The organism is Nocardia sp. NPDC005825 (assembly GCF_040630175.1).
In the GTDB taxonomy this organism is placed as follows: Bacteria; Actinomycetota; Actinomycetes; order Mycobacteriales; family Mycobacteriaceae; genus Nocardia.
Map to the genome: position 1 here is coordinate 229,919 of NZ_JBEXXC010000007.1, position 16,495 is coordinate 246,413.

Genomic DNA, 16,495 nt, shown 5'->3' on the forward strand with positions numbered 1-16,495 from the left:
TATACAAACCGCACTGCTGCAAAAAAGCACGCACTAACTAGTCCAGGAGGACCACAGTGGCGAAGGCGAAGTTCGAGCGGACGAAGCCCCACGTCAACATCGGCACCATTGGTCACGTCGACCACGGCAAGACCACGCTGACTGCCGCGATCACCAAGGTGCTGGCTGACACCTACCCGGACGTGAACGCCGCGTTCGCGTTCGACCAGATCGACAAGGCGCCGGAGGAGAAGGCTCGTGGTATCACGATCAACATCTCCCACGTCGAGTACCAGACCGAGAAGCGCCACTACGCGCACGTCGACGCCCCCGGTCACGCGGACTACATCAAGAACATGATCACCGGTGCCGCCCAGATGGACGGCGCGATCCTGGTCGTGGCCGCCACCGACGGCCCGATGCCGCAGACCCGTGAGCACGTGCTGCTCGCCCGCCAGGTCGGCGTGCCCTACATCCTGGTCGCGCTGAACAAGTCCGACATGGTCGACGACGAGGAAATCCTCGAGCTCGTCGAGATGGAGGTCCGCGAGCTGCTGGCTTCGCAGGAGTTCGACGAGGACGCCCCCGTCGTGCGCGTCTCCGGCCTGAAGGCGCTCGAGGGCGACCCGAAGTGGACCGCGTCCGTGCTGGAGCTCATGAACGCTGTCGACGAGTCGATCCCGGACCCGGTCCGTGAGACCGACAAGCCGTTCCTGATGCCGATCGAGGACGTCTTCACGATCACCGGTCGTGGCACCGTCGTCACCGGTCGTATCGAGCGCGGTGTGATCAACGTGAACGAGGAAGTCGAGATCGTCGGCATCCGCGAGAAGTCGCAGAAGACCACCATCACCGGTGTCGAGATGTTCCGCAAGCTGCTGGACCAGGGCCAGGCGGGCGACAACGTCGGTCTGCTGGTTCGTGGTCTGAAGCGTGACGACGTCGAGCGTGGTCAGGTCGTCGTGAAGCCGGGCACCACCACCCCGCACACCGAGTTCGAGGGCCAGGCGTACATCCTGTCGAAGGACGAGGGCGGCCGCCACACCCCGTTCTTCAACAACTACCGCCCGCAGTTCTACTTCCGTACCACGGACGTGACCGGCGTCGTGACCCTCCCCGAGGGCACCGAGATGGTCATGCCCGGCGACAACACCGAGATGACCGTCAAGCTCATCCAGCCGGTCGCCATGGACGAGGGCCTGCGTTTCGCGATCCGTGAGGGTGGCCGCACCGTCGGTGCCGGTCGCGTCACCAAGATCATCAAGTGATTCGCTGAATCACCTGGTGATTCCTTGAATCGCTGACAGACGGCGTCGCTCCGAAAGGGGCGGCGCCGTCTGCCTTTTCGGCGTCTGTCGAGTCGCCGCATGCGAAAGGGCCGCTTCCCTTGGGGGAGCGGCCCTTTCGCATGTCCGGGGGAGCGATCAGGAGGCGGTGAGCCGGTCCTCGCAGGTCGCGCCGAGCAGGCGGCCGGATTCGAAAGCCGCTGCGGCGGAAGGCAGTTGGGCAAGACGCCCGGAGGCCAGGATGCGGACGGCGCCCGCCCCCGCGGTGGGCCGTCCGAGGGCGTCCATGCGGCGCAGGGTCTGCCCGGCGACGGCCTCGGCGCTGTCGAAGACGCGCACCCCGGTGGGCAGCGCGGCGAGGATGTCGTCGAGGACGAGCGGGTAGTGGGTGCAGCCGAGCACGATGCCTTCGGTGTCGGCGGGGGTGCGGGCGGCGGCAGCGGCGATGGCCTCGGCGATGACCGGCAGGTCGCCGCGGTCGATGGCGTCGGCGAGCCCGTGGCAGGCGACCCCGGTGACCTCGGCGTCGCCGCCGAACTGCGCGATCAGCCCGGCCTGGTAGGCGCTGCCGGTGGTGGCGGCGGTCGCCCAGACGGCGACCTTCGCGCAGGCGGCCGCGGCGGGTTTGATGGCGGGCACGGTGCCGATCACCGGCACCTCGGGCCCGACCATGGCGCGGACGTGTTCGAGCGCGGTGACGCTGGCCGTATTGCAGGGCAGCACAATGACTTCCGCGCCCTCGCGCAGGGCGAGGCGCGCGGTGTCCAGCACCCGGTCGATGACCCACTGCTCGGGCTTGGGGCCCCAGGGCGCGCCGTCGGGGTCGTTGAGCAGCAGCAGGTCGAGATCGGGCCGCAGCTTCCGCAACCAGGCGGCCGTGGGCAGCAGCCCCAGTCCGGAGTCGATGAGCGCGACGATCACACCCTGCACGGTAGTGAAAGCACCGGCCTGATCGCGAACCGCGGGTCGGAATGTCGTGGTTGTCGAGGTGTAACCGAGCGGTTCCCGGCTCCCGTTCAGCCCGCGGTAGCCACCGGCTGGAGGTTCGCGGCGAGTTCGCCGCGGGCCTTCATGACCTTGCCCGCCATGCTCGCGCCGACCACGGCGACCAGCGTGCCCGCGCGGCGGTAGTGGGCCAGGAACTTGCGGCCCTTGTCCTCCACGATCTCGATCTCGTCGGCCAGCGCCGGGATGCCGAGCACCTGGATCTTCATGTCGTACTGGTCGCTCCACACGTACGGCACCTGGATCTCGGCCGGGGCGCCGCCCAGCAGCGCGGCGGCCAGCACCTGCGCCTGCTCGCCGGCATTGGTCCAGTGCTCGACGCGCTTGTTGCGGCCGATGGCGTGCGGCCAGGCGGCCACGTCGCCGAGCGCCCAGACGCCGGGGACCGAGGTGCGCCCGGTCTCGTCGGCGAGCACGCCGCCGCCGTCGGCGGGCGCGGCCAGCGGAATGCCGGAGCCGTCGAGCCACTCGGTGACGGGCACCGAGCCGATGCCGATGACCACCAGGTCGGCGTCGACGACGCTGCCGTCGGCGAGCCGGACCCCGCGCACCGAGTCGCCCTCGGTGACAAGCGTTTCCACCCCGACGCCGCAGCGCAGCTCGACGCCCTCGGCCTCGTGCAGCCGGGCCACCAGCGCGCCGACCTGCTCGCCGAGCGCGGCGTACAGGGGAGTGGGCTGCGGTTCGACGATGGTGACGTCGAGCCCGCGCGCCCGGAAGCTGGCCGCGAGCTCGCAGCCGATGAACCCGGCGCCCACGATGACGGCCTTCCGGGCCGAGCCCAGGTGTTCGCGCATCGCCGCGGCGTCGTCGTGCGAGCGCAGCACGTGCACGCCGGACACCTCGGGCAGTCCGGGGATGCGGCGCGGCCGCAGGCCGGTGGCGATGACGAGGGCGTCGTAGGCGGCTTCGGTGCCGTCGGAGAGCCGGACCCGGCGCGTGTCGGTGTCGACGCCGGTGGCGGTGACGCCCAGGCGCAGCCGGATGTCCTGTTCGGCGTAGAACTCGGCGGGCCGCAGCGCGGTGTCGTCGGTTTCGCCGCGCATGTACTGCTTCGACAGCGGCGGCCGGTCGTAGGGGGCGTGGTTCTCGTCGCTCAGCAGGGTCAGTTCACCGGTGTAACCGGCACGTCGGAGCTCCTCTGCGGTGCGCAATCCCGCGAGTCCACCACCGACAATTAGAACCTGTTCTACCGAGTGCGACATGTGCCCACCTTAGCGGTTCCCGCAGGCCCCCACCGACGTGTCGGCCGTCACACCCGAGATGCGGCCCAATCGTATCCGCGCATTTATTGATCGGGCGGTCAATCAGGATTACAACGGGATCAGAACATATTTCCTGGCCTTTCAAAGGAGGCATTCCATGTTCACCGTGAGTCGCGCGGAGCACGCCTTGACATTCGTGCTCGGCGTAGTAGCCGCGCTGTCCCCGATCTGGGTGGCGCACAGCGACCGCGCACTGTGGACCCTCGTCGTGCTCGGTGTGCTGATCGCACTCGCGGGCCTGGCGCAGTTGCGCGATATGGGTACCGCGATGACGGGCCGAGCGCTCGGCGTCCTCGGTGTCCTGATGTTCATCTCCCCGTGGGTGATGAACTTCCACTCCTACAGCAACGCCTCCTGGGTCGCATGGATCGTGGGCGCGTTGACGGTCGTGGTCGCGTTGGCCGAGATGCCGGAGGTTGCGGGCCGATTCGGCACCGCGGCGCACCACTGACCGGGTCGCGGCGCGCCGGCCTCGTTCTCCTGTGAAGGGCGGGAGATCCCACGAGGCCGGCGCGCCCTTCGGCGTCGCAGCCGCGCGATATGCTTGTTCCCTACGTCCGCCCGACCGGTGGCGGCCGCCTCCGCTTCGAAGCGTGAGGAGGAAGTCGAGCAGTGCCTGCACCACGGAAACGTCGCAGCAAGAAGGTCGACGGGGACGCTCGCCAGCTCATCCTCGATGCCGCCGAGAAGCTGTTCGCGGCCAATGGTTTCGACGCCACGGCCACCGCGGCCATCGCCGAGGCCGCCGGGGTTCCCAAGGGCCTCGTCTTCTATTACTTCCCGACCAAGGATGCGATTCTGTCGGCTCTGATGGCCGAGCGCGTCCCGCCGGAGCCGATCGATGACATCTATTCGGTGGTGGTGCCGGGTGATCCGGCCAAGAGTCTGGTCAATATGGATGCCGCGCTGAATCTGCGCGATCACCATTCCTCGGTGCTGCGCGTCATCATGTGGCGCGAGGCCGATACCCATCCGGATGTGCGCAAGCAGTTGCGCCGCATGCGGGATCAGCTGCTGGACGCGACCGCGCGGGTGCTGGCGGCGAGTGCGCCGGGCCCGGTGCAGCCGGGGACGCTGCGGGCCTGCGCGGCGGCGTGGGTGTCGGCGATGCTGGCCATCGCGAGCACGGATCGGTTGCACGCCTTGGACGGGGTGCCGTTGCCGACGGCCGACGAGATCCTGAATGTGGCGAACGTGGTGGCCGCGGGCATGACCCAGATGGGCTGAGTTCGCCGCGACATCATGATTGCTGGCGTGTCGCTGTTCCTTCTCTGAGCTTCGCAAACCACACTCCTTGTGGGGCAAGCATGCGATTCTCACTGCGAAGTTCGTGGAGGAACTGGTGAAAGCCAAGCTGTTGCTGCGTGTTTTCGGATTGTTCTCGGCGGGTCTGGCTCTCGCGGCGATGGCGCCTGCGGCGCACGCGGATCCGATCTTTCCCGCGCCCGACCCGGATCCGTTCTACGCGCAACCGGCCGATATCGCCGACCACGCGCCGGGCGACGTGCTGGCGACGCGGCCCATGCCGCCGCTGCTGACGTTCCCCGACACCACGGTCACCATGGTGAAATTCCGGTCCACCAGCTCCGAGGGCGGCCCGATCGCGGCGGTCACCACGGTGCTCACACCGCGCGAGCATCAGCCGGGCGGGCCGCTGCTGTCCTATCAGCACATCATCAACGGCCTCGGCGCGCAGTGCGCGGTGTCGCGGGTGCTGTACACCAGCGACCCGAATCTGTATGTGAAGGAAGCGGTGGCTCTGAACGTGGCGCTGCGGCGAGGCTGGTCGGTGGCGCTGCCGGACCACCTCGGACCGAATTTCGCCTATGGCGCGGCCAAATTGGGCGGGCAGATCACCCTGGACGGGATTCGCGCGGCCAAGCGGACGCCGGAACTGGGCCTCGGTGACAGCCGGGTCGCGATGGCCGGATACTCCGGCGGCGGCATGGCGACCGCGTGGGCGGCGGCGCTGGCCCCGAGCTACGCGCCGGAGCTGGAGATCGCGGGCGCGGCCACCGGTGGCGTGCCGATGAATCTGGAGAAGATGGTGCGCCAGCTGGGCTTCCAGTCGCATCCGGCGTTCGGGCTGGCCATGGCGGCCGCCATCGGCCTGGAGCGGGAGTATCCGGACCGGCTGCCGATCAGCGCCCAGATGAACGCCGCGGGCTTGTCCGCCCGCAATGCCATGGCCAATGGCTGCACCAACGAGATCATGGCCATCGGGGCGGGCCACAACGCGCGCGAATTCGCGGCCAGCACCTCGCTGATCGACGATCCGACGGTGCTGTCGGTGCTGCAGGAGAACAGCCTGGAGCTGTACGACGGTGTGCCGAATACGCCGATCTTCGAATGGCATTCGCCGACCGATCCGCTGATCCCGGTGGATGCCATCGTGAACACCGACCGCCGGTACTGCGCGGCGGGGGTGCCGGTCGACGTCAATCTGAACTCGTCGCCGGAACACCTGTCCGCGGCGGTGCTGGGTCTGCCCGCGGCGCTGGACTGGGTGGACGCCCGGTTGCGCGGTGAACCGGCCCCGACCACCTGCTGAGCCGATCCGCCGCCGGGTGGCGCGCGCGTCAATGCCCCAATACCGTTGGTCGTGAGCCGGTTTCGTGGTGCCCGGGCGCGCGGTCGGACCGTAGCCCGACTCGCACCGGCTGCCACCGCCCGGTAAGAATGGCGGCCATGGATGCCGATTTCACCACCGGCCCGGGGGATTCGCGTTCCGCGCGTCAGCCGGGTTACCGCCTCACCCACCCGGACGCGCCGGGCACCTCGCCGAATCCGGTGCTGACCGGCATCGATACCGGCGCGCACGCCGGGTTGTCCCGCAACGGACACGACGGCCTGAGCCGCAACGGCCACGACGGTCTGTCCCGCAACGGGCACGACGGGCTGAGCCGGAACGGCCACGACCAGCAGGTGCAGTGGTCGTCGGCGCCCGTAACCCTGCGCAGCACACCGGAATCGGAGGCCCTGTCGCGCCGGATCGCGCCTGATCTACCGCAGCGCTCCCCTGACCTGCCGCAGCGCAATTTCGACCTGACCCAGCGTGCGCCGGAGTTGCCGCAGCGTGCTCCGGAGCCTCCGCAGCGCGCCCCCGAACTGCCGCAGCGCACCTCGGACCCGGAGGCCGTGGCTGCCCGGCTGGCCGCGGACGAGCCGTTCTCGGCCCGCATCACCACCGACAGTGAGCCGTTCGCGGTGCCGGTCAACGGTGAGCCGTTCGGAACGCGCCCCGCCGCCAACGGGTCGCCGTTCGCCCGGTCGATCAATGACAGCGGTGCGCTGACTCGTCCCGCCGACAGCGGGCAGTTCACTCGTTCCGCCCCGGAGAGTGAGCCTTTCGCGGCGCCGTCCGCCATGGACAGCGACACGCTGGGCCTGCGTCCCGCCCCCGAGGTTCAGTCCTTCGCCCTGCCGGCCGAACCGCGGGACAGCGTCTTCGGCGCGAGCCCCGCCGTCGAATTCGAGCCTCCGGTGTCGCGCCGCTACGCGCCGGACCCCGAGCCGCCCGTCCGGTACGAGATCCCGGAGCGGCTGGAAACCCCTGAGCGCCTGGAGACCCCGGAGCGACTGGAGGCTCCGGCCCGGCTGGAGAGCCTGGAGGCCCCGGCCAGTCTGGAGAGCATGGAGGCGGTCGCCGCGTCCCTGCGCGAGAGCGTGCACGAGGCGCCCCGCGAGTCCGCCCGTCCGGCGGGCGCTCCCTCGCGTCGTCGCGCTGCCCCGGAACCTGTTGTCGAGCAGCAGGTTTCGAGCATTCCCGAGCCCGTCGCCGCGCTGTCCGAGCCCGTCGCTGTGCTGTCCGAGTCGGCAGCTGTGCTGTCCGAGCCGGTGGCCGCGCTGTCCGAGCCGGCGCACGCCCTGGCGGAGCCGACGCCCGTCGTGACCGAGTCGGCGGTGGTCGCGACGGAGTCGACGGTCATCGCGCCCGTGTCGACCGCCGCGCCGGAGTCGAAGGCCGCCGCCGAGTTCCGCACCAGCGACGCCACCATCGATCTGCACCACATCATGCGCCTGCTGGTCGCCAGTCACGATCTGGAAGTGGCCGCCACCGCCGCCGAATCCGGTGAGGCGGATATCGCGCAGTTGGCCGACGCCGCGCACCGGACCCGCTCGGCGGCCGTGGAATTGGTCGCCGCCTGGTACGGAGGGGCGGACCACATGCGAAATTTTGGCGAGGTCCTCTTACGAGCCGCGGCGGAAACACGGTAAAGCTCGTGGACGTCCCCGGCGAGTTACCCGGACCGTTATGGAATGAGGCGTCACTTTAGGATTCGTTCGACAGGCCTCGGATCACTGACTCGGGAGGCGCGATGAGCGGCACCGGTGCGACGTCGAATGGTTTGACCGCCGATGCGGTGCGAGCGGATTTGGCGGCGCTGGCCGATCCGGCCGACGCGGTGCATCTGCAGCGCTTTTTCAAGACCGGGCCGGGGGAGTACGGCGAAGGGGATGTATTCATCGGCGTCCGGGTTCCGCAGACCCGGAAGGCGGTGAAACGGTTTGCCGGGATGCCGCTTTCGGAGATCGACGCACTGCTCGACAGTCCGGTGCACGAGCATCGGCTGGCGGCGCTGGTGATTCTGAATGGGGAGATGACGAAGGCGTCGCGCAAGCGCGGAGGCGATGCGGCGCGGCAGCGCGAGATTGTCGAGTTGTATCTGGCGGCGGTGCGTCGGGGCCGGGTGAACAACTGGGATCTGGTGGATGCCTCGGCGGAGTTCATTCTGGGCCCGTGGTTGCTGGAGCGTCCGCGCGATCTGCTCGAGAAATTCGCGGCGGCGGATTCGCTGTGGGAGCGGCGGGTGGCGTTGCTGACCACGTTCGCGTTCATCAAACAGGGGGATACCGCCACCACCGTGGAATTGTGTGAGCGCCTGCTCGACGACCGCCGTGATCTGATCCAGAAGGCGGTGGGCTGGATGCTGCGCGAGATCGGCAAGCGGGTGGATCCCGCGATTCTGACCGGATTCCTGGACGCGCACGCGGCGGCGATGGGCCGGACGGCGTTGAGTTACGCGACCGAGCACCTCACCCCGGAGCAGCGGGCGCACTACCGCGCCCAGCGGTGAACGCCGCGACGTAGCCCACGCTGTCGGGTTGCTGTGATGCATTGCTCGATGGATTTGCCCTGACTGTTCACCCTGTGTTCAGTTTACGTTCATTTGTCGAGACCACTCTGTGATCAGTCGGCAATAGCCGATACCAGCCCGAAATGAGCTGGAGCACCCCACGCGGAGACCGCCGCCTTCGGCGAGAGCGTGAACGAACGGTGATAGCTGGGAAATATCCCGAATCTCGTTCCGCCACCTTGCACATCACGATCCATGCAGTGCGTCGGCAGGCTCCCGAGGGACACCCGCCGTGGTCAGCGCTGCGCCACGAGATTCGCCATGCATAAATTCTTCGCTCAGCCCGTCAGAAAAGTCACCGGCCTCGCCGCCGTCGCGCTGGCCGCCTCGGCCATCGCCGCCGGCACCGCCTCCGCCGACGTCAACGGTGTCCCGCCCGAGTTCCAGGGCACCGCCCAGCAGGTCCAGCAGCAGGCCACCGACCTCAACAACTCCCTGCCCGCACCGCAGCAGGACCAGGTCCGCGCCGCGGTGCAGGGCCTGCCCGCCCCCTTGAATCAGCTGCTGCCGCCGGTCTTCGCCGACAATCTGGACGGCTGGATCCAGAATGCCCTGCACGTCATGAACCAGCGCGGCATTCCGGGCAGCTACGACGGCATCTTCCGCAACATCCAGCGCGAGTCCGGCGGGAACCCGCGTGCCATCAACCTCTACGACTCGAACGCCGCGGCGGGCATCCCGTCCAAGGGTCTGCTGCAGGTCATCGACCCGACGTTCCAGGCGTACCACGTCGACGGCACCTCGTGGGACATCTACGACCCGGTCGCGAACATCTCCGCCGCCTGCAACTACGCGGCGCACCGCTACGGCTCGATCGACAACGTCTTCTCGGCGTACTGAGCCCCGGAGCCACGACAGCAATCGGCCGCCGCGTGAATCACGCGGCGGCCGACTCGTTTCCGTGGTCTCAGAACTTCAGTGGTCTCAGAACTGGATCTTCAGGCGGTCCGTCACCGGCCGGGCCTGGCAGCCCAGGATGTAGCCGTTGGCGATGTCCTCGGGGTCGAGGATCTCCGCGTTCTCCATCTCCACCTCGCCCTCCAGGACGGTGCAGGCGCAGGAGCCGCATTCGCCCTCGAGGCAGGAGTAGGGCACGTCCAGGCCCTTGGAGAGCATGATGTCGACCAGGGTCTGGCTGCGCGGCCAGGTCATCTCGTGGGTCTCGCCGTCGAGTTCGACCTCGACGCTGGCGGCGTCGGCGGCCTCCTCGGCGCTGATCTCGACCGGGGCGACGTCGGCGAACGGGTCGCCGGAGAGCGAGTTGAAGACCTCGGCGTGGGTGCGGTTGCGCGGCACGCCGAGCTGGCCGAGGGCGTCGTGGACCCGGTCCATGAACGGCTTGGGGCCGCACATGAACGCCTCGTGGGCGGTGTAGGGCGAGACCAGGGCGGCGAAGGCGTCGGCGGTCGGCAGGCCCTGGAGGGCTTCGAGCCAGTGGATGACGACGACCCGCTGCGGGTTCTTGTCGGCGAGTTCGCGCAGCTCGTTGGCGAAGATGACCGATTCGTGGTCGCGGTTGGCGTAGACCACCACGATGCGGCCGTTGCCGCGGGCGAGCGCCGACTTGAGGATGGACATCACCGGGGTGATGCCGCTGCCGGCCGCGAACAGCAGCAGGTCCTCGTCGAGGTTCTTGGGGGTGAAGACGCCGGACGGCGGCAGCACCTCCATGGTGTCGCCGGCTTTCACGTTGTCGCACACCCAGTTCGACGCGTAGCCGTCGACGGTGCGCTTGATGGTCACCTTCGGCTTGTCGTCGGTGTGTGGCGAGCTGGCCAGCGAGTAGCAGCGGGCCACGGACCCGGTCAGGTCACTGGGGATGCGCAGGGTCAGGAACTGGCCCGGCGTGTAGGCGAAGCGCTCGCTGAGTTCCTCGGGCACGTCGAAGACCAGCGAGCAGGAGTCGGCCGTCTCGTTGATGACCGCGGAGACCCGCAGCACGGCCGATCGCGAGCTGTGCGGTACGTCGACGGTGGTCATAGTGTCCTCTCGAACCCGGCGATGATGGTCAGCCGGAGCAGTCTACCCAAACTAGAACGTGTTCTAGTTTGACTATACGTGGCTGTCGCGCTGCCGGACAAGCTGAGCTTCCAGACCGGCGATCAGCACGTCCATCGAGAAGTCGTAGGAGAACTTGCCGCGCAGATCCGCCATGTGTTTGGTGGCGCGTTCCACCGCCTCGGGCAGCACCCGGTCCAGCAGCGACGAGCGGTCGCGCGGGTTCACCTTGGAACGACCGAACAGATAGGTGTGGATGGTGGCGTAGGCGGAGAGCACATTGCGCTCGTCGAAACCGGCGTCGAAGAGGATTTCCATCACGGCCGCGATCAGGTCGAGCTGTTTGCCGAGCATCTGCTCGATCAGGACGTCGCCGAGACCCGGGTGCTTGCGCAATTTCTCGTCGATCTGGTCGATGAGATCCCGCAAACGCATTTGCCACGTGCCGAATTCGGGTGGCGGCTTGCGGACGCCGGTCAGCGCCGCGGTCGCCACCAAGTCGAGTAGCTCCCGCTTGTCGGCGACGTAGTAATAGGGGGCCATCGGCGAAACTCCGAGTTCGCGGGAGAGTCGTCGCATGGACAGCTTCTCCACGCCGTCCTGCCGGACCACCCGCAGGGCGGCCTCGACGATCTCGGATTCCGAGAGGGTGTTACCGCCCCCGCCTGTCTGCATGCGCCCGACTCCCATACCGCCTCGACCACCACGGGCACGGATTTCCGTCCCCTACCTGTTCAACTGCCGATTTTCCTCCCGCAGTGTAGAGCGCACCCGACTCTGCTGGTCGAGCTACGGTCCGATGTGCACCCAAGGTTCGCGGCCGTCTCGATTCTGGACTGACGGAGCGGGGGAGCGAAGCGGAGGAGCGGAGGAGGGAAGAATCGAGACCTCGGGCCGCGAACCCGCCCGGAGCGAAGCGGAGGGCAAAATTAACACAGCCAGCGTGGCAATCATCATTGCCAGTGGTGTGCTGACTTAGCATTCGGGAATGCGCCATGATCGCCTTCCCGATGGTTTCGGGGTGCGAATCGATCCCAAGGTGCGCACTTATTCCGGTGGACGGCTACTGGTCGGCGGCACGCCGACGAGGTTGCTACGGCTCGCTCCGGAAGCTGCGGCCTTGATCGGTGACGGGTACCTCGAGGTGACCGACCCGGCGTCGGCGCGGGTTGCCAGACGTCTTCTCGATTCCGGTGTCGCGAACCCGCGCCCGCGGCTGTTGCCGTCGCTGGAGGACGTCACCGTGATCGTGCCGGTGCACAACAACACTCCCGAGCTGTCGCGGCTGTTGTCGGCGCTGCGCGGCCACACCGTGATCGTGGTGGACGACGGTTCGGATCAGCCGGTGCGGATTCCGGAGGCGCGCAGCCGATGCCGGATCACCGTGCTGCGCCGCGATCGCCGGCACGGGGCGGCCGCGGCCCGCAATTTCGGATTGCGATCCGCATCAACCGAATTCGTGGCCTTCCTGGATCCGGAGGTGGTGCCCCGGACCGGCTGGCTGGAGGTCATGCTGGGCCATTTCAGCGATCCCAAGGTGGCGCTGGTGGCCCCGCGCATCCTGGCTATGGATCCCGATTCCACGCTGCTGGCCCGCTACGAGCACACCCGCGGTTCGGTGCATCGCGGCCGTCGCGAGTCGGCGGTGCAGGCGCACGGCCCGGTGCCGTACGTGCCGAGTTCGGCGGTGCTGGTGCGCCGGCTGGCCGTGCTGGGCGAGGGCGGTTTCGACGAATCCATGGGCGCGGGCGGCGATGTCGACCTGTGCTGGCGGCTGGACCGCGCGGGCTGGCGGCTGCGCTACGAGCCCGCAGCCCGGGTGGCGCACAGTAATCCGGTGTCGCTGCGAAAGTGGTTCGCCCACAAGGTTACCCATGGGACAGGTGTGGCGCCCCTGGCGCAGCGGCACAAGGGGATGGCCGCGCCGCTGTCGCTGCCGATCTGGACGGCGGTGTCGGCGGGTCTGCTGAGCACCGCGTCGGGCTGGGGCATCTTCGGCGGGGTGCTGACCCTGGGCGCGACCCTGGTCCGATTGCGCCGAGTGTTCGCCGGGCTCGACAATCCGACCCGGGTGGCCGCCATCTATATGACGCGCGGTTTCGGTGGTGCGGTGTGGCGGCTGGCGTCGGCCATGTGCCGGCACTATTGGCCGGTGACGCTGCTGGGCATGCTGTGCTCGCGCCGGATCCGGCACATCGCGATCACCCTGGCCATGGCGGAGGGCTTGGCGGACTGGTTCACCCATCGGGAGCCGGGCAGCCTGGATCCGATCCGCTACGTGTTCTGTCGGCGGCTGGACGATGTGGCCTACGGGACGGGCGTGTGGTGGGGCGCGGCTCGCACCCGCAGCGCGGCGGCGCTGAAACCGACGCTCCCGTCCAGTTGATCAGCGGTAGTAGATCTATCTACTCTTCCTCCCCGCGCGCCCGCAGCCGGACCGGCATGTGCCGGACGCCGGTGTGCTTGTTGCTGCGCGTGTATTCGACGGCCCCGGTGAGTTCGGCGGTCTCGACCCGGTCGAGCAGTGCGTCGAACACCACCCGCATCTCCATGCGGGCCAGATTGGATCCGAGGCAGAAGTGCCCGCCGCGTCCGAAGGCGAGGTGCGGGTTGGGCCGCCGGGTGATGTCGAAGGTGTGCGGGTCGGCGAACACGGCCTCGTCCCGGTTCGCGGAGGTCCACCACAGGGTGACCTTGTCCCCGGCCTTGATTCGCTGACCGCCGAGTTCGGTGTCGCGGGTGGCGGTGCGCCGGTTGTAGGAGGTGGAGGAGGCCCACCGCAGCATTTCGTCGACGGCCCCGTCCAGTTGGGAGCGGTCCTCGCGCAGGCTGCGCCAGACTTCGGGCCGTTCGATGAGCGCCAGCATCCCGACAGCGATGGAGTTGCGGGTGGTCTCGCTGCCGGCCGCGATGAGCAGGCTGAACAGCATGGCCTTCTCCATATCGGTGAGCGGCTGCCCGTCGATGGTGGCGTGCGCGGCCAGCGAGAGCAGGTCGTCGGCGGGCGCGGCGGTCTTGGCGGCGAGCAGTTCCCGCCCGTAGGCCCGGGTTTCGGCGACGGCACGCTGGGTGCGCGCGGTGGCCTCGCCGAGGTCGCGATCGTCGTAGTCCAGGGCGACATTGGCCCAGCCGAAGAGCCGGTGCCGGTCCGCCTGCGGCACCCCGAGCAGTTGGGCGACGGCCTGCAGCGGCAGTTCGGCGGCGAGGTCGAGCAGAAAGTCGCACTCGCCCTTGGCCAGTGCCGCGTCGACCAGGTCGGCGGCGCGTTGCCGCAGGTCGTCCTCGATGAGTTTCAGGGTGCGCGGCGCGACGCTGGGCATGAGCAGTTTCCGCACGCCCGCGTGCCGGGGGTCGTCCATCATGTTGAGCAGCACGCCGACGGCCCAGTCCACGGGCAGGTCCTCGATGAGGGTGCCGCCGCCGCGCCGTTCTCCGCCGCTCTCGGAGGAATAGGTGACCGAATCCCCGGCCACGGCAACGATGTCGGCGTACCGGCTGATCACCCAGAACCCTTCCCCGTCGGGGGTGTGCGGGGTGGGCGGATGCCACCACACCGGCGTGTCGGCCCGCAGCCGGTCGAAGACCGCGTGCGGGAAGCCGCGCGCGAAGCGGTCCAGATCGGTCAGGTCGATGTCCTCCACCTCACCCACCCTGGCACAGTGTCGGCACTCGGGCGGTACATTTGGTGAACCGTGTAAACGTGAAAGCCCGGGCACCGCAAGGATTTCGAGGAGGGGTGGGCGGCCGGGGGCCGGTCCGCAGCGCCACCGCAACCTTGCCGCGCCGGGCGCGACGCGCGGACCACACGCAGTGACTGAACACGGCGTGTTTAACAAGATGCTGCGTAGCTCACATTTCCGCGGGGCGCGGTTGCTGTGTGACCTGCCGGACAAACGTACAGCTTCCGCCTTGGGCTCTCAGGTCCGCCGGTACCCTTTGGGTGCGGAAAGAAAGGCAAATGGTCAGCAATCTTGCGGGTGGGGGAAACCCTAACCACGGCGCCGAACCGGGCAGTCAACTCGGTGCGCTCGAAACATATGCCGCCCAGGCACACGGATATCTCAGCCTGGGTGGAGATCAGCTGGGGCAACTGCCCGGCTTGTTACGTCCCATGGTCCTGGAATCATGGCTGCGGAGCGTGCGCGGCGGCGTGGACCCGATGGACGATGGGGACGGTCGCGGCCTGCGCGGCGCGGACCTCGAGCGCTATCGCGACGCGCATCCGATCGCCGCGGTGATGCCGCTGGTGGACAAGCTGTTGCTGCGGGACGCGACCAGTACCGGATTGATCGTGGTGGTGGCCGACCAGTTCGGCCGCGTGCTCTCGGTGCACGGCAATGCCGACCGGGTGCAGCCGGCCGCCGAGGCGGGATTGCGGGAGGGCAACGACCTGAGCGAGCGCCGGGTCGGCACCAACGCGGTGGGCCTGGTGGTGCGCACCGGCCGCGCGGCCTGGATCCACGGCCCCGAGCATTTTCTGCACCGCATGCACCAGATCACGGGAGCGGCTGCGCCGGTGCACGATCCGGACGGCCGCCTGGTGGGCGTGCTGATGATCGCGGGCGGGGTGCGGGTGGCGCGTCCGGAGATCCTGGCGCTGGTGAAGGCGGCGGCCACGGCCGCGGAGATGGATCTGCTGCTGGCCGCGGTGCGTTCGGGTCAGGATCGGCGTTCGTCCGCCGACGCGCCCGCGCCCGAGCGGCTGGGCCTGGAGGTGCTCGGACTCGGGCAGCCGCAGCTGACGGTGGCGGGGGAACGGGTCCCGTTGTCGCAGCGGCACGCCGAGATCCTGTTGCTGCTCGCCGAGCATTCCGAGGGGCTGTCGGCCGATCATCTGGCCCTGCTGCTCGATGACGCCGATCTGGACAACGCCACGATTCGCGCCGCCATGTCGCGGCTGCGCTCGGTGGTCGGTTCGAACGTCTTCGGCTCGCGCCCGTACCGGTTGCGCGTGCCGATCGCGACGGATGTGGAGGCGCTGCGCGCCGCCCTGGATTCCGGGGATGTGGACGCCGCCGTGCGGCTGTACGCGGGACCGGTGTTGCCGCGCTCGACGGCTCCGGGAGTTATAGACATTCGCGATGAATTGCGTGTCCGCTTGAGAACGGCTGTATTACGTTCCGGCGACGCTTCGGTCCTGAGTCGGTGGACGGCGGGCGCCGAGGGGCGCGACGACGCGGCGGCGTGGGCGGCCTATCGGGCCACCGTGGACCGCGAATCTCCGCTGTATGCGCAGATCGAGGCCAAGATCCGGGTGCTGGACCGGCGGCTCGGCGCCGATGCAACGCAGTTGCAACGTTTCGACTCCTAATCTCCACATCCGAAAGTGTGGTCGGTCACACTGCTGCCTTGTTATGTGGTCTGACCCACATTCATCGCGATCTTCGGGCCCGATCGGCTCCCAACTAGACGCTCGTCCAACTTTTTTTCAGGAAAAAGTTCCTTTTTATTGTGTAAACGCCTAGTGTCCACAGTCATGAACGGCATCCCTGTGATGCAGGTGACAGTTGGAGGAGATCGGCAGTAGGACAGTCCGGATGCGATGACCCGGAGGCAACCGCATCCCGGCCGGCGAGCCAGTAAGCCCGGCCGCTTCGAGCACTAGTTGGATCACGCGCGGATTCGCCGCGCATTCGTCGAAAAACCCAGGGCGATGCGATAACTCGCGGCCTGGTGCGCCCTCGTCAGCCGAGCGCACTCAGGTCTATTTCGTGATGCCTTGAAACGTTGGCCGACATAGCAATTCGCCATGACATGGGAGGCTCTGGTGCAGGGTACGGACTCGAGTGGTCTCGGACCGAGTGAAGTTCCGACGTCGACTGAA

General features: G+C 68.3%; 14 protein-coding genes. 9 read left to right on the forward strand and 5 right to left on the reverse strand.

What is annotated here, in order from left to right:
* Window positions 1–56: 56 nt before the first annotated feature.
* The gene (gene tuf / locus ABZ382_RS21015; protein WP_357091161.1) at window positions 57–1,247 is read left to right on the forward strand and encodes an elongation factor Tu; all 1,191 of its coding nucleotides are present in this window, start codon (window positions 57–59) and stop codon (window positions 1,245–1,247) included.
* A 156-nt stretch (window positions 1,248–1,403) separates the two neighbouring features.
* Here the strand turns inward: tuf and ABZ382_RS21020 are convergent, their stop codons facing one another.
* Together ABZ382_RS21020 and ABZ382_RS21025 are read right to left on the reverse strand one after the other, a co-directional pair.
* A complete protein-coding gene (locus tag ABZ382_RS21020; RefSeq protein ID WP_357091163.1) occupies window positions 1,404–2,186 on the reverse strand; it encodes an aspartate/glutamate racemase family protein in 783 nt (260 codons plus the stop codon).
* A gap of 95 nt (window positions 2,187–2,281) precedes the next feature.
* Window positions 2,282–3,475 (reverse strand): FAD-dependent oxidoreductase, encoded by a 1,194-nt coding sequence (locus tag ABZ382_RS21025; RefSeq protein WP_357091165.1) that lies wholly within the window; start codon window positions 3,473–3,475, stop codon window positions 2,282–2,284.
* 157 nt (window positions 3,476–3,632) lie between these two features.
* Between ABZ382_RS21025 and ABZ382_RS21030 the strand changes: the two genes are divergently transcribed.
* The 6 genes from ABZ382_RS21030 (at window position 3,633) to ABZ382_RS21055 (ending at window position 9,513) form a co-directional block, all read left to right on the forward strand.
* On the forward strand, window positions 3,633–3,986 hold the full coding sequence (locus ABZ382_RS21030) for an SPW repeat protein (RefSeq protein ID WP_357091167.1): 354 nt from the start codon (window positions 3,633–3,635) through the stop codon (window positions 3,984–3,986).
* Window positions 3,987–4,147: 161 nt separating this feature from the next.
* A complete protein-coding gene (locus tag ABZ382_RS21035) occupies window positions 4,148–4,762 on the forward strand; it encodes a TetR/AcrR family transcriptional regulator (RefSeq protein WP_357091169.1) in 615 nt (204 codons plus the stop codon).
* Window positions 4,763–4,940: 178 nt separating this feature from the next.
* Window positions 4,941–6,086 carry a lipase family protein gene (locus ABZ382_RS21040; RefSeq protein WP_357091367.1) on the forward strand — a complete coding sequence of 382 codons (1,146 nt, stop codon included), beginning with the start codon at window positions 4,941–4,943 and terminating at the stop codon, window positions 6,084–6,086.
* Window positions 6,087–6,223: 137 nt separating this feature from the next.
* On the forward strand, window positions 6,224–7,753 hold the full coding sequence (locus ABZ382_RS21045; RefSeq protein ID WP_357091170.1) for a hypothetical protein: 1,530 nt from the start codon (window positions 6,224–6,226) through the stop codon (window positions 7,751–7,753).
* Window positions 7,754–7,854: 101 nt separating this feature from the next.
* Window positions 7,855–8,613, forward strand: a complete 759-nt coding sequence (locus tag ABZ382_RS21050) for a DNA alkylation repair protein (RefSeq protein WP_357091172.1) — start codon at window positions 7,855–7,857, stop codon at window positions 8,611–8,613.
* A gap of 321 nt (window positions 8,614–8,934) precedes the next feature.
* A complete protein-coding gene (locus ABZ382_RS21055) occupies window positions 8,935–9,513 on the forward strand; it encodes a transglycosylase SLT domain-containing protein (protein ID WP_357091174.1) in 579 nt (192 codons plus the stop codon).
* Window positions 9,514–9,597: 84 nt separating this feature from the next.
* Here the strand turns inward: ABZ382_RS21055 and ABZ382_RS21060 are convergent, their stop codons facing one another.
* A complete protein-coding gene (locus tag ABZ382_RS21060; RefSeq protein WP_357091176.1) occupies window positions 9,598–10,653 on the reverse strand; it encodes a ferredoxin--NADP reductase in 1,056 nt (351 codons plus the stop codon).
* A gap of 72 nt (window positions 10,654–10,725) precedes the next feature.
* A complete protein-coding gene (mftR2, locus tag ABZ382_RS21065) occupies window positions 10,726–11,346 on the reverse strand; it encodes a mycofactocin system transcriptional regulator MftR2 (RefSeq protein ID WP_357091178.1) in 621 nt (206 codons plus the stop codon).
* A 313-nt stretch (window positions 11,347–11,659) separates the two neighbouring features.
* Between mftR2 and mftF the strand changes: the two genes are divergently transcribed.
* Window positions 11,660–13,057: a mycofactocin biosynthesis glycosyltransferase MftF gene (mftF, locus tag ABZ382_RS21070; protein WP_357091180.1), complete on the forward strand. Its 1,398-nt coding sequence runs from the start codon at window positions 11,660–11,662 to the stop codon at window positions 13,055–13,057.
* Window positions 13,058–13,076: 19 nt separating this feature from the next.
* Here the strand turns inward: mftF and ABZ382_RS21075 are convergent, their stop codons facing one another.
* Entirely contained in the window at window positions 13,077–14,321 is a 1,245-nt protein-coding gene (locus ABZ382_RS21075) for a cytochrome P450 (protein WP_357091182.1), read from the reverse strand.
* Window positions 14,322–14,629: 308 nt separating this feature from the next.
* Between ABZ382_RS21075 and ABZ382_RS21080 the strand changes: the two genes are divergently transcribed.
* Complete coding sequence (locus ABZ382_RS21080; protein WP_357091184.1) at window positions 14,630–15,982, forward strand: GAF domain-containing protein; 1,353 nt, start codon at window positions 14,630–14,632, stop codon at window positions 15,980–15,982.
* Window positions 15,983–16,495 lie beyond the last annotated feature (513 nt).

What these genes read in the sequence shown, in the direction of transcription:
- ABZ382_RS21025 (WP_357091165.1), bottom strand. Translation starts at nt 3,475, where the DNA reads ATGTCGCACTCGGTAGAACAGGTTCTAATTGTCGGTGGTGGACTCGCG.
- ABZ382_RS21030 (WP_357091167.1), top strand. Translation starts at nt 3,633, where the DNA reads ATGTTCACCGTGAGTCGCGCGGAGCACGCCTTGACATTCGTGCTCGGC.
- ABZ382_RS21040 (WP_357091367.1), top strand. Translation starts at nt 4,941, where the DNA reads ATGGCGCCTGCGGCGCACGCGGATCCGATCTTTCCCGCGCCCGACCCG.
- ABZ382_RS21045 (WP_357091170.1), top strand. Translation starts at nt 6,224, where the DNA reads ATGGATGCCGATTTCACCACCGGCCCGGGGGATTCGCGTTCCGCGCGT.
- ABZ382_RS21050 (WP_357091172.1), top strand. Translation starts at nt 7,855, where the DNA reads ATGAGCGGCACCGGTGCGACGTCGAATGGTTTGACCGCCGATGCGGTG.
- ABZ382_RS21055 (WP_357091174.1), top strand. Translation starts at nt 8,935, where the DNA reads ATGCATAAATTCTTCGCTCAGCCCGTCAGAAAAGTCACCGGCCTCGCC.
- ABZ382_RS21060 (WP_357091176.1), bottom strand. Translation starts at nt 10,653, where the DNA reads ATGACCACCGTCGACGTACCGCACAGCTCGCGATCGGCCGTGCTGCGG.
- mftR2 (WP_357091178.1), bottom strand. Translation starts at nt 11,346, where the DNA reads ATGCAGACAGGCGGGGGCGGTAACACCCTCTCGGAATCCGAGATCGTC.
- mftF (WP_357091180.1), top strand. Translation starts at nt 11,660, where the DNA reads ATGCGCCATGATCGCCTTCCCGATGGTTTCGGGGTGCGAATCGATCCC.
- ABZ382_RS21080 (WP_357091184.1), top strand. Translation starts at nt 14,630, where the DNA reads ATGGTCAGCAATCTTGCGGGTGGGGGAAACCCTAACCACGGCGCCGAA.